The sequence below is a fragment of the Glycomyces algeriensis genome (assembly GCF_027622855.1).
Lineage (GTDB): Bacteria > Actinomycetota > Actinomycetes > Mycobacteriales > Micromonosporaceae > Glycomyces > Glycomyces algeriensis.
This window is the reverse complement of record NZ_JAPZVR010000004.1, coordinates 290,528-304,608: the sequence shown is the minus strand read 5'-3', so window position 1 is coordinate 304,608 and position 14,081 is coordinate 290,528. Positions and strand designations below refer to the sequence as shown.

The window sequence follows — 14,081 nt, the reverse complement described above, 5'->3', positions numbered from 1 at the left end:
CTCGAAAAGGTCCCCCCCGATGACAGAAGCCCCGGCAAAGCCCGTTTCGATGTTCCGCAACGCCGACTACCGACGGATCTTCACCTCGGTCGGAGCGAGCCAGATCGGCCTGCAGGTCGCGTACTTCTCGATCTCGATCATCGCGGTGGTCGTGCTGGACCTCAGCGAGTCCCAGATCGGCGTCCTGTACGCGATGGACCAGATCGCACTGGTGATGTTCGGCCTGCTGGTCGGCGTTTGGGTCGACCGGTTGCGGGACAAGCCGATCATCGTCGTGAGCGAGATCCTCCGCGGCGTGGTGATGCTGAGCGTCCCAGTCGCGTGGGCGCTCGACGCGCTGACCGCGTGGCACATGTTCGCGGCGATGTTCCTGCTCGGCCTGACCTCGGTGTTCTTCGACATCGGGCAGGCGAGCTACGTGCCGAGGCTGATCGACAACAGGCACCTGGCGAGCGGCAACTCGCGCATCCAGGGAATCAGGTCGGCCTCAGACACCGGCGGGCCACTGGCCGCCGGGCCGCTGGTCTCGCTGCTCACCGCGCCGGTGGCGATCGTCGTGGCGGTCGTGTCGTTCGCGGTGTCGGCGTTCTCTGTCGCCCGGATCGAATACCGCGAAGAGGAACCGGAGAAGCCCGAGAAACCGCACCTCGGCGTCGAGATCGTCCAAGGCGTCAAGTTCATCTTCGGCGACAAGACCTTGCGGGGCATCGTGCTCGTGAGCGCCTGGTGCAACCTCTCGATCGGCGCGTTCCAGGCCATGCTCATGGTGTTCCTCATCCGGGAGGCCGGACAGTCGAGCGAGGTCGCCGGGTTCGTCCTCGCCGGCTCCGGCGTCGGCGGCGTACTCGGGGCGATGCTGGTCGGACGGATCTCGAAGAAGGCCGGTGTCGGCCCGACTGCGATTGCGGCGCTGGCGCTCTCGGGGCCGGGCATGGCGATCGTGGCCGCCTCCGGTCCCGGCTGGGGCGCGGCGGTCGCGTTCGTCGGGCAGGTGGTGTTCGTAGCGGCGATCGTCGTGTTCAACGTGAACGTCATCAGCTACCGGCAGGCGGTCACCCCGGACGACATGCAGGGCCGCGTCGGCGCGACGCAGCGCGTGATCTGCTGGTCGGGACTCGCGGTCGGTTCGATCGTCGGCGGCTTCACCGGCGACCTGTTCAGCGCCCGGACCGCGCTCCTGATCGCGGCCGCGATGCTCTTCGCCGGATTCCTGCCGCTGCTGCGCACGCCGCTGCGGAAGCTCCGGGAGATCCCCGAGGAAGGCGCGCTAGCGTCCTGAGCGACCGCATTCAGCCCCGGCAGCGCACCGCCCGCTCGGCACGCTGCCCCCGATAACCCACCGCACCATTGCCGCACCGCGGCCGATGCCCTGATGAACTCGCCGCGCCTTTCCTCAACACGGCCCATGCCCGATGAACCCACCGCACCTTTCCTCAACTCGGCCGATGCCTGATGAACCCACCGCTCTCTTCTCGTAACGTTCCCGATGCCCGAGTCGTTGGCACGCAGTAGATTCCAGAGGATGAAGGAAACCTGGGACCCCGCCGCCCCCGGCGTCATGCGCCTGCCGTCCGGCCGCCTCGTCCGCGGCCGCGGGCTCGCCAAGCCCCTACCGGAAGGCCCGACGCCGGAGTTCGCGCTCTACCTCCTAGGCAAGGAACCGCCCGTCGTCGCGTGGGAGTCCGAGTGGGTCCGCTGGCCCGACTTCCGCCTCCCCAGCGACAAGCCGGCGTTCGCCACCGCCCTCCGCGCCGCCTGGGCACGCACCGAGACCGAACGCGTCGAGTTCGCCTGCCACGGCGGACACGGTCGCACCGGCACCGCCCTCGCCTGCCTCGCCGTCCTCGACGGCGTCCCCGCCTCCGAGGCGGTCGCCTACGTCCGCGCCAACTACGCCCCGAGAGCCGTCGAGACCCCCTGGCAGAGCCGCTTCGTCACCCGCTTCTCCTGAACCGGAGCTGGGCGCACAGGAACCGCTTCAGCTGAGGCGGAGCGCCGCGGCGGCTTCAATCAGGCCTGAATGCTCGAGCGCGTCGATCAAGGGCTCGTAGCCGTTTACGAGGCAGTCGCGCACAGAGCCGACCATGAGTTCGCGAAGTCGCAGCAGTTTGCGCGGCGCGATGTCCGGCCGATTCCGTGTGAGTGCACCCTGCATCTCGTCGAGGATCTTCTCTGTCCAACGCGCCTGTGCGAGACCTTCCTGCGCGACACGAATGAGAATGTCGCGCAGCGTGTTCGGGTAGAGGATGTTCGCGTCATATATCGCTCGCAGCGGCAAGGTCAGGTCCCCAGCTCCTGGCCCAGCTCGCCGAGCTCGTCAACTGTCTTGCGGCGGTGTTCGTCGTCGCGTCGCTGGTAGGTCAGGATCTCCGCCAGTGGTACCCGCCGATGCTTTCCGACTTTGCGGTGCGGGATCTTCTCTTCTTCGAGCAGGCGAATCATGTAGGGCCTCGAGACGCCGAGCAGGTCTGCGGCTTGCTGTGTCGTCAGCTCGGCCTCTGAGGGAATGACCGATACACCCCGACCTTCCGCCAATTGAGCGAGGATCTGAGCGAACAGCGTCACCGTCGGCCGCGGCAGCACCAGCGAAGTCTGCCCGTGCTCAACGAGAACCTCGACCAACTCGGTCTCATGCTGCTTTACCAGGAAGTCCTTGATGCGCCGAAGGGCGCGCTGGACCGTCTCGGCATCGACCTCTTCCGGCTGTACGGAGCTGACTATCAGGGGTCTAGTCATGTTGCACCTCCTAATCGAATTATACGAAGTAATCGCAATAAACGCAACGCTACATCGCTGCATTCCTTGCATGAGGAATTTGCGGGTGTGGACACGTACGGCGATCTGGGGTGGTAGGCGGTTGCAGCGGGGCTGGCATAAGGTGGGCGCGTAAACCCCGGAAGACGAGCACCCCTTGAGGTCCCGTATGGCGCACCCCGAAACGCAGCGGTGGCGAACCGCGCTCAGGCGCTGGACGCCCGTGCTCGTGGTGGTCGCCGCGCTGCTGGTCGTCGGCTTGGCCGCGCAAGGGGCCGGGCTGCAGTGGAACGAGGCCGAGGTGCCGTCGGCGACCGGCGGGCAGGACTCGCTCCCGCCGGACCGGCTGGAGACGCAAGAGCTGCCCACCGCGACGGACGCGGCCCTGCCACCCGAATCGGTCTCGCTTCCCGCCTGGGTCTCCTGGGTGGTCCTCGGCATCCTCGTGGGCGTCCCGCTCTTCTTCGTACTGCTTTTCCTGACGCGCAAGCTCATCGACTGGCTCACCGACGCGCCGCCCAGCAGCGGCATCGCGGACCCCGAACCCGAGTACCTGCACCGGGACTTCAACCTCGTCGAAGAGGCCGTCAACGCCGCGCTCGCCGAGATGGACCTCGGCGACGACCCCCGCGCCGCCATCATGGCCTGCTGGCTGCACTTCGAGCGGGCCTCCGAAGCCGTCGGGATCGAACGCGAATCCTCCGACACCCCCGCGGACCTCGTCCGCAAACTCCTGGTCCGCCACGAACTCGACGGCGCCGCGCTCCGCCGCCTCTCCGAGGCCTACCTCCGCGCCCGCTACTCGCCGCACCAAGTCGTCGAAGCCGACCGCGACCAGGCCCGCGACGCGCTCATCGCACTCCAGGCCCAGCTCGGACTCAGGGTGAGCCGATGAAGGAGTTCCTCGCCCCCTTCGGGCGCCTCAAACTGTGGCCCGCCGTCGGCGCCGTCGCGCTGGCCGTCGTCTTCTGGGGCGCCGCCCGCCTCAGCGGCGTCGACTTCGCGATCTGGCAGCTCGTCCTGCTCGCCCTCGCCGCACTGCTCGCCAACTCCGTCGTGAACGGGATGCGCGCCGACAACCAGCCCGCCCCGCCGCTCGCCACCACCACGGTGAACGAACCCAGCTGGCGCCCCTTCACCGAGGTCAACCGCTGGGAGGACCGGCTCATCTTCGCCGAGGCCAAGCCCGGCCGCTTCGAAGGCACGAACGCGAAGCAGCAGCTCGTCGAGGTCGCCTCCGAACGCCTCCGGCTCCGCCGCGGCCTCTCCCTCGCCGACCAGCCCGACCAGTGCCGCGAACTCCTCGGGGAGCGCACGTTCCTGTTCCTGACCCAACCTGCGCCCGACTGCCCGACCCCTCGGCAGCTCGGCGAACACCTGCAAGCCATCGAGGAGATCTCATGACAGACACCCCGAACATCAGCCTCGACCAGGTCGCCGACCACGCGAGCGCGGTCCTCAAGTCCGTCCAATCGGTCATCGTCGGCAAGGAGGAGCCGCTGAAGCTGGTCCTCGCCGGGATCCTCGCCGGCGGCCACATCCTCCTCGAAGACCTCCCCGGCCTCGGCAAGACGCTGACCGCCCGCTGCTTCGCCCAGAGCCTCGGACTCGACTTCCGGCGCCTCCAGTTCACCCCCGACCTGCTGCCCGCCGACGTCACCGGCTCCCTCCTCTACAACCAGAAGAGCGGTGAGTTCGTCTACCGCAAGGGACCCGTCCACACCAACCTCCTGCTCGCCGACGAGATCAACCGGACGCCCCCGAAGACCCAGTCGGCGCTCCTCGAGGCCATGCAGGAGCGCCAGGTCTCGGTCGAGGGCGACACGCACCTGCTGCCCGAGCCCTTCACAGTCCTCGCCACCTCCAACCCCGTCGAGTTCGAGGGCACCTACCAGCTCCCCGAAGCGCAGCTCGACCGCTTCCTGCTGCGCGTCTCCTTCGGCTACCCCACCCCCGACGAGGAGTGGGAGGTCCTGCAGCGCCGCCTCTCCCGCCGCGCCGAGACCGTCGACCTCGCGCCCGTCATCGACGCCCCGACGCTCGTCGGCATGCAGCGCGCCCTCGAGAACGTCACCGTCGAGGACTCGGTCGGCCGCTACATGGTCGCCATCACCACCGCGACCCGCGGCCACGCCCAGGTCCAGGTCGGCGCCTCGCCGCGCGGATCCCTCGCGCTGCTGCTGGCCTCCCGCGCGCTGGCGGTCCTCGCTGGGCGCGACTTCGTGACCCCTGACGACGTCAAGGGCGTCGCGGGCGCGGCCCTCGCCCACCGCATCACCCTCAAGCCCGAGCTCTGGATGCGCCGCATCGACCCGGCCTCCGTGGTCGCCGACATCTGCCTCGGCGTCGAAGCGCCCCAGACCGCCCAGGCCCCCACGTACTCAGCTCAGCAATGACAGCGATCGGCGATCCCGCGCTCAGCCTGCGCACTGACAGCGCGCAGCCCGTCGGCCGGGCGCTGCATACCGAGCCTCCGGTGACGTGGCGCCGCACGCCGGCCCTGACGCGCGCCGTTGTGCTGGTCGCGGTGTGCCTGCTCGTCTCGGTCGCGTTCGGCCGGATCGACCTGGTGCTCATTGCTGCGCCCTTCGCGATCGGCACCGCGATGCTGCTCCAGCAGCGGCCCACGCGCCCGCCCGAGGCCCGGCTCGTCCCCTTGGACGACGCCACGACGGCCGAGGGCGCGACCGCCGCCGCGGCCCTGACCGTCGTCAATCCCGAGCCGATCGCGGTCACCACGCTGGTCACCGCGGCCGCCGACTCCTGGATCGACCTGCACACCGGCAAGGGCGACTTCGCCGAGCGCCTCGGCCCCGCCTCAGGCCGCGAGATGGTCGTGGCCGGGCGGGCCCGCCGCTGGGGCGGCCACCACCTCGGCCCGATCCACGTCCGCTCGATCGCGTGCGGCGGCCTGCTCGAGACCACGGTGCAGCGCCTGCACGGCGCGACCGTGTGGGTCCTGCCGGTCCCCGACTGGTTCGACTCGGCCGAGTCCCTGCCGTTCGCCGACGGCGTGACGGGCGTGCACCGCTCCCGGCGCGGCGGCGACTCCGGCGAGCTCGCCGAGGTCCGGCTCTACCAGCCGGGCGACCGCCTCCGCCGCATCGACTGGCGCACCTCGATGCGCACCCAGGACCTGTACGTCAACGCCACGCTCTCCGAACGCGACACCGACGTGACCCTGATCCTCGACCTCCAGGTCGAGGCCGGTATCTCCGGTGGCCTGGACGGCGCGCCCTCGATCGCGGACCTCACCGTGCGCGCCGCCGGGGCCGTGGCCTCGCACTACGCGCTCCAAGGCGACCGCGTGGCCTGCATCGAGTTCGGCGCCCGCGGGCGCCGGATGCGGGCCGGGGCCGGTCGCCGCCACGCGGCCGCGACGCTCCGCTGGCTCGCCTCGGTCGACATGCCGGCAGACCCGCTGCCGCCCTCGCCCGAGATGCTGCGCCGCCAGCTCGCCGGGCAGCGCAGCCTGAACGTGGTGTTCACGCCGCTGCTCACCGACCGCTCGCTGGCCCTGATCGCCGCGATCGCCCGCGCCGGGCGGCCGGTGCTCTGCGTCGACACGCTCCCGCCGCACGTCTCGCCGCCGGAACGTACATATTGGACGCCGTATGCGGAGCGGCTGTGGCGGCTCTCGCGGGCCAACACCGTGATGGAGCTGCGCGACCTCGGCGTCGCCGTCGAGCCCTGGCAGGGTTCGGCATCGCTCGACAACGTGCTCGCCGAACTGAACCGGAGGCGCTACCGATGAGCACTCTTGACGAGGTGCGCGAGTCAGGAACGAGCCCCGATGTCGATACCTGCGGGGCATGGCCGAACCTCCTCGACGAAGCTTGCGAGGCATGGATGAGCCGCTTGACGAAGCTTGCGAGTCATAAATGAGCGATGTCCGCCGCGGCCTCGTCCAGGCCCTCGCCGACGGCGCCCGCGAGCGCCTCAAAGCCGGTAAGGCCGGCAGCGTCTCCTGGGCCCGGCGGGTCGCGCCCGCCGGGGTCCTCCTGCGGCTCGCGATCGCGCTGCCGCTGTTCATCGCCGCCGAGATCGCCGTCCCGTTCGAATGGGCCGCCGCCGGCTTCTACGTGGGCGCCGCCGCGCTCTTCGCCCTGGTCGCGGCCCTGCTGCCGGGAGGGATCGCGACCACGTTCGCGATCCTGTTCGTGCTCGCCTCGTGGCTCGTCAGCGGCGCCCTGAACGACGGCGACCCGTCATTGTGGACGGCCACCGCCATCGCCTGCCTGCTGTACACCGCCCACGCCACGGCGGCCGTCACCCAGCGCTTCCGAACAACTACCGCAATGGACGGTGAGATCATCCTCACCTGGGCCCGCCACCTGGGGCTCGTCATTGCGTCGACAGTGGCCGTGGCCGGTACCCTGGCCCTGTTCACCGCGTATTTCACCGGGCTCGCCGCCGGTCTCGTCATCGCGGCCGGGATCGGGGCAGCGGTAACAGTGATCTACGTCCTCGCGCGTTCCCTACACAAGAACCCCTGAGTAAGGACAGAATTGAACCCGTGAAACGTATTGTCGTGATAGGTGCCGGTCACGTCGGTTTCTACGTTGCCGAACGCTTGAGCAAGCTCTTGAAGAGCGACATCAAGCGCGGTCAAGTTGAACTGATGGTCATCGACCCCAACCAGCACATGACCTACCAGCCGTTCCTGCCCGAGGCGGCCGCTGGCTCCATCTCCCCGCGTCACGGTGTTGTGCCGCTCCGACAGGCCCTCAAGCTCTGCACCATCCTCACCGGTGCGGTCACCGAGATCGACCACGCCGAGCGCAAGCTCGTCGTGCAGCCGTTCGTCGGCCCCACCCGCGAGGTCGAGTACGACGAGGTCATCGTCGCCCCCGGCTCTGTCACCCGCCCGCTGCCCATCCCGGGCCTGGCGGACGTCGCCATCGGCATCAAGTCGATGGGCGAGGCCATCTGGCTGCGCAACCACGTGCTCCAGCGCTTCGACATCGCCGCCACCACCGAGGACCCGGACGTGCGCCGCAAGGCCCTCACGTTCGTGACCGTCGGCGGCGGCTTCGCCGGTGCGGAGACCCTCGGCGAGCTCGAGGACCTCACGGCGAACATCGTGAAGAACTACCCGATGCTCGACGCCGACGAGATCAAGTGGTACCTCGTCGAGTACGCGAACAAGATCCTCCCCGAGGTCGGCCCCGAGATGGGCGCCTACGCGGCCCGCGAGCTCACCAAGCGCGGCGTCGACATCCGGCTCGGCACGACGCTCAAGTCGTGCATCGACGGCCACGTCGTCCTGACCGACGGCGAGGAGTTCGACACCGACACCATCATCTGGACCGCCGGCGTCATGCCGCACCCGATGCTGAAGAAGTCGGACCTGCCGATCGGCCCGCGCGGCCACCTCGAGTGCAACACGCGCCTCCAGGTCGCCACCGGCGTCGAGGCCGGCCAGCACACCATCGGCGAGGTCGTCGAGGGCGCCTGGGGCGCCGGCGACTCCACGCAGGTGCCGGACACCTCGGACTTCCCGATGGACTGGTGCACGCCTTCGGCGCAGCACGCCGTCCGCCAGGCCGCGATCCTCGCCGACAACGTGTACGCCAAGCACGTCGGCCGCGAACTCAAGCCGTACGAGCACAAGTACATCGGCTCGGTCGCCGGCCTCGGCCTGTACAAGGGCGTCGCGAACACCTACGGCTTCAAGGCCAAGGGCCTGCTCGCCTGGCTCATGCACCGCGGCTACCACCTGTCGCGCGTGCCCGGGACCGGCCGCAAGGGCCGCGTCCTCGCGGACTGGATCGTCGGCTTCTTCACGAAGCGCGAAATGGTCCAACTCGGTGAAATCCAGGCCGGCCGCGAGCCGTTCGAGGCCATCGCCGCAGGCACTGACCCCGCACGGGCCGCCAAGTCCGTCGGTTAGTCGTTACAGTTGGAGCACCACGGGTAAACAGACCCGTGGTGCTTCAGCCTTTAGCGAGGTGGAAAACTGGTGTCCATGAGAGCACGTGTACTCGTCGTCGACGACGATCCGGCCCTGGCGGAGATGCTCGGCATCATCCTCCGGACCGAAGGCTTCACCCCCACGTTCGTCACCGACGGCGAAAAGGCACTCGCCGCGTTCAAGGAGCACCGCCCCGACATCGTCCTGCTCGACCTCATGCTCCCGGGCATGAGCGGCATCGACGTCGCCAAGGCGATCCGCGGCGAGTCCGGCGTGCCGATCGTGATGCTGACCGCGAAGTCGGACACCGTGGACATCGTCCTGGGCCTCGAATCGGGCGCCGACGACTACATAGTGAAGCCCTTCAAGCCCAAGGAGCTGGTCGCGCGCATCCGCGCCCGCCTGCGCCGCGGCGACGACGTCACCCCTGAGCGCCTCGAGATCGGCAAGCCCGGCCTCCAGGTCCAGATCGACGTGCCCGCCCACCAGGTCACCCTCAACGGCGCCGAGGTCAAGCTGACGCCGCTCGAGTTCGACCTGCTCGTGGCGCTCGCCCGCAAGCCCCGCCAGGTCTTCACCCGCCAGGTCCTCCTGGAGCAGGTGTGGGGCTACCGGCACTCGGCCGACACCCGCCTGGTGAACGTCCACGTGCAGCGGCTGCGCGCGAAGATCGAGCCCGACCCCGAGCGCCCCCAGCTCATCCAGACCGTGCGCGGCGTCGGGTACAAAGCCGGATTGGGTTAATGACGCGCGATCAGGGCCGGACTCGCGAGAGGCCGGCATGGCTGCGGCGCCTCGCCCAGGGGGCCGCCCGCTACGCGGGCCGCGTCTCGCGTCCGCTGGTCGATCGCTTCCGCGCCTCGCTCCAGCTGCGCGTGGTCTCGTCCACCCTGATCGCCTCCACGATCCTCGTCCTCATCTTCAGCTTCGTCGTGGCCGGATCGGTGACCTCGGGGCTCCTCGACGAACGCCAGGACACGGCCGTCGAGGAGACCGAGAACGCCGCCGAGCGCGCCGCCGAGCAGCTGGGCACCTTCTCCACCGCGTCGGACACGGCGCTGCCCGCGACCATGCAGCGGATCGTGAACGAGCTCGCCGAGGACCCGGTGTACGCGCCGTACATCATGCTGCGCACCGCAGACGGCGAGGTCGCCAAGACCCATCCGATCTCGGGCAGCGCCGAGCCGAGCGACGAGCTCATGGAGACCGTGGCGGGCGGCAAGGTCGCGACCCAGTACGCGGAGTTCGACATCGACGGGGAGGGGCCGCAGCCCTACCTCGTCGTCGGCTCCTTCATCGACCTGCCCATCGGGTACGAGATCTACGCGTTCTACCCGCTCGAGTCCCAGCAGGACGCCATCGGCCTGCTGCGCACCAACCTGGCCCTCGCCGGGGTCGCGCTGGTGCTGCTCCTCGGCGTCATCGCCGCGCTCGTCACCCGCCTCGTCGTCACCCCGGTGCGCGAGGCCGCCCGCACCTCGCAGCGGCTTGCCGCCGGGCTCCTCCACGAGCGCATGGAGGTGCGCGGGTCCGACGACCTGGCGCGCCTGGCCGGGTCCTTCAACCTCATGGCCGAGAACCTGCAGAACCAGATCCGCAGGCTCGAGGAGATGTCGATGATGCAGCGGCGGTTCACTTCGGACGTCTCGCACGAGCTGCGCACCCCGCTCGCGACCATCCGCATGGCCGCCGACCTGCTGTACGACAACCGCGACGAGTTCGACCCGCTCACCAAGCGCTCCACGGAACTCCTCCAGCACGAGATCGACCGCTTCGAGGACCTGCTCCAGGAGCTGCTGGAGATCTCCCGCTTCGACTCCGGGTTCGCCTCGCTCGAGGTGGAGGCCGTGGACGTCGGCCGCATCGCCGAGGACGTCGTCGAGGGCCTGTCCCGGCTCGCCGACGAGTGCGGCGTCGCGATCACGATCGACAAGCCCTCCCGCCGCGTCATCGCCGAGGTGGACCAGCGCCGCGTGCACCGCATCCTGCGCAACCTCGTCTCGAACGCGATCGAGCACGCCGAGGCCCGGCCCGTGGAGATCACGATCGCCGAGAGCGAGACGGCCGTGGCCGTGGCCGTGCGCGACCACGGCGTGGGCCTCAAACCCGGCCACGCCGACCGCGTCTTCGACCGGTTCTGGCGGGCCGACCCCTCGCGCAACCGCAAGACCGGCGGGACCGGTCTGGGCCTGGCCATCAGCCTGGAGGATGCGAAGCTGCACTCCGGCACGCTCCAGGCCGCCGGCGCTCCCGGGGAGGGCACCCTGTTCGTGCTCACCCTTCCGCTGCAGTCGGGGAACCGGGTCATCAACTCGCCGATCCCCCTGCGGCTCGAGCAGAGGAAGGAGGCCCCTCGTGCGACGCAGGACTAGCCTCGCCGCCGCGGCCGCCCTGGGCACCGCCTGGGCGCTGACCGCCTGCGGCATCCCCACGAACAACGCGCCGGAGGTCGTGAGCGACGCCCCCACGGACTTCGACTCGTCCTCGGGGGCCAACCCGACGGAGTACAAGCCGACCACGGTCGCCGAGGAGACCGTCGAGAACTTCCTCATGGCCGCCTCGGGCGACCCCGACAGCCGCGACGACCGGCTCAACAACTTCACGGTGAGCGGCGACTCGCGGTTCTCCGAGCCCTCGGAGGGCATCCGGCTCGTCGCCGCCCTCGACGTCACGGTGAGCGACACGAGCGACATCCACGCGGTGATGGTGCAGGTGACCGGCGCGGTCGTCGGCAACTACCTCGAGGACGGCTCGGTCCGCATGAACTCGACCCCGGGCGAGTACGACGAGACCTTCACGCTCCAGCGCGAGGACATCTCCGAGGTCTGGAAGATGAACACGCTGCCGGTGCAGGTCGCCCTCGACTACGACCACTTCACGGGCACCTATGAGCAGGCCCCCATGTACTTCCAGGCCGGGCCGGCCGAGCTGCTCGTCCCCGACCTGCGCTGGATCTACAAGGAGCTCGACGCCGAGACCCGCCAGCGGCTGCTCTTCGAGTGGCTCTTCCAGCGCCCCGGCGACTTCGCGAGCGTCTCGGCGCGCAACGCGATCCCGACCGACACGGTCGGCAGGATCAGCGAGGACGACGGCTTCGAGGTCGACCTCTCGCCGAGCGAGTCCATCGACGACGACACCGCTCAGGCCATCGCGGCGCAGATCGTGTGGACCCTCAGCATCAGCGGCCGCTTCACGCTCACGACCGACGGCGACGTGCGCGTCGAGGGCGACGCGGCCCACTGGCGGAACTGGAACGCCATCCCGCAGGACCTGCCCGAGACCGCGTACTTCATCGCGGAGGACACGGTATGGGAGTACTCGGCCGACCAGCTGGTCACGCAGGACTCCGACGAGCACCCATGGGTGGGCTACCAGGTCGACGGCCTCCGGCAGGTCGCGGTCGGCCGGACGGGCAACGTCGCGGCCGTTGTGGCCGCCTCGGGCGGCGACACGCTGCTGACCGGCGCGAACACCTCGACCATGCGCGAGGTCGCCGGGCTCGGCGGGACCCTCGCCGACCCGCAGTGGCTCGAAGCGGGCACCGTGCTCGTGATCGACGACGGCGTGCCCACCCTCGTCACCCCGTCCTCCGGCGCCACGCAGCCGCTGGGCATGGGGGAGGACGTGACCGCGATGGCGCTCGCGGCCGACGGGCGGCGCCTGGCCTACGTCGAGGGCGGTTTCGCCTGGGTGGCCCCGCTGGGCCTGGACGCCGACCAGAACCTGACCGTGGGCACGCCGCGCCGGATCGGCCCGGACATCGAGAACGTGGCCGACGTGGCCTGGAGCTCCGAGAACTACCTGTGGGTGGCGGGCGAGCGCGCCGACGAGCAGCTGTTCCGGGTCGCGATCGACAACTCGCGGACCGTGCCGCAGGAGGGGACGGGCACGTTCCTGCCGATCACGCAGATCGCGGCGAACCCGGCCGAGCCGACGCGGGAGAACGCCGACCGCGGCGAGCCGGTGATCATCGTGGCGAACTCGACCCTGTGGCGCGTCTACACGAGCGGCCCGGACGAGATCAGGAACGGCGACCAGCCGGTCGGCGGCACGGCCCCGTTCACGGTGCTGTCGATCCTGTAACGGCGTACCGAAGCAACGCGAAAGGCCCGGAGCGAAAGCTCCGGGCCTTTGCAGTCCGACTACGCGTCAACCGCGCTGGGCTTCTTGCTCAGGCATCGACCGTGCTGGGCTCAGGCGTCGTGCGTGCTGTGCTTTTCGTTCACGGCCCGAGCCTTCGCGAGCTCAGGCGTCGTGCGTGAAGCCGACCGACCGCACGTTGGTCGCGGCGACCTCGACGTAAGCGATCTTCTCTGCGGGGATGTACACCTGCCGGCCCTTTTCGTCTTCGAGACGGAGGACGCCGCCGTTCGTCACGGCCTGCTCGATCGTCTCGGACAGGTCCTTCGGCGACAGTTTGCTCTCCAACACCACTTCGCGCGGGGCGTATTGGACACCGATCTTGACCTCCACGGGCCCTCCTCAATCGAAATACTGCGACGTCTCTACGGTTGCAAGACTACTAGCGGGCCCCGCCCGTGACGGCCGCGGCGCAGTGCGCCGAGAGCGAACGAAATCGCGCGGGGGAAGTGGCCGGGTTCACGAAGAACACTCCGAAAACTCTGCGAAATCCTTCCGGCTGCCTGCGCCCGGCCTTGCCCTCGCGCGGGCTGGGCCGCTTTCCACCCTTGCTCGGCTTCGCCTTCGCGCGGGCTGTGCCGCTTTCTACCCTTGCTCGGCTTCGCCTTCGCGCGGGCTGTGCTGCCTTCTACCCTTGCTCGGCTTCGCCTTCGCGCGGGAAGTGTGAAATGCCCCGCCAGGCCAGGGTGCTCATGAGCTGCACGGCCTCGTCCTTGGGGATGGCGCGGCCGGAGGCGATCCATTTGCGGGCCGAGATCTCGGCGATGCCGAGGAGGCCGGTCGCGAGGAGTTCGGCGCGGGCCTTGTCGACGTGCGTGTCGCCCATGATGGTCTCGGCCATGGCGGCGACGCAGTCGGCCTCCATCTTCAGCACCCGCTCGGAGACCTCGGGGTCGTTGCGCTGGTCGGACTCGAAGACGAGCCGGAACGCCTCGCCCTGCGCGTCCACGAACTCGAAGTAGGCCCGCATCGCGCGGTTGACCCGCTCCTTGTTGTCCTCAGTGGAATCGAGGGCATGGCGGACCTGGCCGACGAGCTCGGCCGCGCGCCCGTCGAGCAGCGCCAGGTACAGCTCCAGCTTCGAGGTGAAGTGCTGGTACAGCACGGGTTTGGAAACGCCGGCGTTCTCGGCGATGTCGTCCATGGAGGTGCTGTGGTACCCCTTGGACACGAAGACGTCCTGGGCGGCTCGCAGCAGCTGCGCCCGGCGTTCGCTTCTGGGCAGTCGGACCCGGCCCTCACCTGCGCTGTTCACCAGGGCACCTCTCCTCGG

Annotated in this window: 15 protein-coding genes; 11 read left to right on the top strand and 4 right to left on the bottom strand. The window is 69.5% G+C overall.

The genetic code is table 11. The annotated features are described in order from the left end of the window. The first annotated feature begins 19 nt into the window (after nt 1–19). Nucleotides 20–1,279: an MFS transporter gene (locus tag O2L52_RS10050; RefSeq protein WP_270115247.1), complete on the top strand. Its 1,260-nt coding sequence runs from the start codon at nt 20–22 to the stop codon at nt 1,277–1,279. Nucleotides 1,280–1,522: 243 nt separating this feature from the next. Beyond that, nucleotides 1,523–1,951, top strand: a complete 429-nt coding sequence (locus O2L52_RS10045; RefSeq protein ID WP_270115246.1) for a protein-tyrosine phosphatase family protein — start codon at nt 1,523–1,525, stop codon at nt 1,949–1,951. Between the two features lie 27 nt (nt 1,952–1,978). Here the strand turns inward: O2L52_RS10045 and O2L52_RS10040 are convergent, their stop codons facing one another. Further along, nucleotides 1,979–2,278: a hypothetical protein gene (locus O2L52_RS10040; RefSeq protein WP_270115245.1), complete on the bottom strand. Its 300-nt coding sequence runs from the start codon at nt 2,276–2,278 to the stop codon at nt 1,979–1,981. A gap of 2 nt (nt 2,279–2,280) precedes the next feature. After that, entirely contained in the window at nt 2,281–2,736 is a 456-nt protein-coding gene (locus O2L52_RS10035) for a helix-turn-helix domain-containing protein (RefSeq protein WP_270115244.1), read from the bottom strand. Nucleotides 2,737–2,923: 187 nt separating this feature from the next. Between O2L52_RS10035 and O2L52_RS10030 the strand changes: the two genes are divergently transcribed. From O2L52_RS10030 to O2L52_RS09990, 9 genes are all read left to right on the top strand, one after another. Next, on the top strand, nt 2,924–3,649 hold the full coding sequence (locus O2L52_RS10030) for a DUF4129 domain-containing protein (RefSeq protein ID WP_270115243.1): 726 nt from the start codon (nt 2,924–2,926) through the stop codon (nt 3,647–3,649). After that, nucleotides 3,646–4,158, top strand: coding sequence for a hypothetical protein (locus tag O2L52_RS10025; RefSeq protein ID WP_270115242.1), 513 nt, complete (start codon nt 3,646–3,648; stop codon nt 4,156–4,158). The genes O2L52_RS10030 and O2L52_RS10025 overlap by 4 nt, the downstream gene beginning before the upstream one ends. Beyond that, nucleotides 4,155–5,150: an AAA family ATPase gene (locus O2L52_RS10020; protein WP_270115241.1), complete on the top strand. Its 996-nt coding sequence runs from the start codon at nt 4,155–4,157 to the stop codon at nt 5,148–5,150. The genes O2L52_RS10025 and O2L52_RS10020 overlap by 4 nt, the downstream gene beginning before the upstream one ends. Then, on the top strand, nt 5,147–6,508 hold the full coding sequence (locus O2L52_RS10015; RefSeq protein ID WP_270115240.1) for a DUF58 domain-containing protein: 1,362 nt from the start codon (nt 5,147–5,149) through the stop codon (nt 6,506–6,508). Before O2L52_RS10020 ends, O2L52_RS10015 begins: the two co-directional genes overlap by 4 nt. Nucleotides 6,509–6,635: 127 nt before the next feature. Further along, entirely contained in the window at nt 6,636–7,250 is a 615-nt protein-coding gene (locus O2L52_RS10010) for a hypothetical protein (protein ID WP_270115239.1), read from the top strand. A gap of 20 nt (nt 7,251–7,270) precedes the next feature. After that, nucleotides 7,271–8,647 (top strand): NAD(P)/FAD-dependent oxidoreductase, encoded by a 1,377-nt coding sequence (locus O2L52_RS10005; RefSeq protein ID WP_270115238.1) that lies wholly within the window; start codon nt 7,271–7,273, stop codon nt 8,645–8,647. 75 nt (nt 8,648–8,722) lie between these two features. After that, on the top strand, nt 8,723–9,412 hold the full coding sequence (gene mtrA / locus O2L52_RS10000) for an MtrAB system response regulator MtrA (RefSeq protein WP_030155693.1): 690 nt from the start codon (nt 8,723–8,725) through the stop codon (nt 9,410–9,412). Then, nucleotides 9,412–11,040 carry an MtrAB system histidine kinase MtrB gene (gene mtrB, locus O2L52_RS09995; protein WP_270115237.1) on the top strand — a complete coding sequence of 543 codons (1,629 nt, stop codon included), beginning with the start codon at nt 9,412–9,414 and terminating at the stop codon, nt 11,038–11,040. The genes mtrA and mtrB overlap by 1 nt, the downstream gene beginning before the upstream one ends. Then, nucleotides 11,024–12,751, top strand: coding sequence for an LpqB family beta-propeller domain-containing protein (locus O2L52_RS09990; RefSeq protein ID WP_270115236.1), 1,728 nt, complete (start codon nt 11,024–11,026; stop codon nt 12,749–12,751). The genes mtrB and O2L52_RS09990 overlap by 17 nt, the downstream gene beginning before the upstream one ends. 162 nt (nt 12,752–12,913) lie before the next feature. Here the strand turns inward: O2L52_RS09990 and O2L52_RS09985 are convergent, their stop codons facing one another. Beyond that, a complete protein-coding gene (locus O2L52_RS09985; protein WP_270115235.1) occupies nt 12,914–13,141 on the bottom strand; it encodes a DUF3107 domain-containing protein in 228 nt (75 codons plus the stop codon). A gap of 295 nt (nt 13,142–13,436) precedes the next feature. After that, a complete protein-coding gene (locus O2L52_RS09980; protein WP_270115234.1) occupies nt 13,437–14,063 on the bottom strand; it encodes a TetR/AcrR family transcriptional regulator in 627 nt (208 codons plus the stop codon). Nucleotides 14,064–14,081 lie beyond the last annotated feature (18 nt).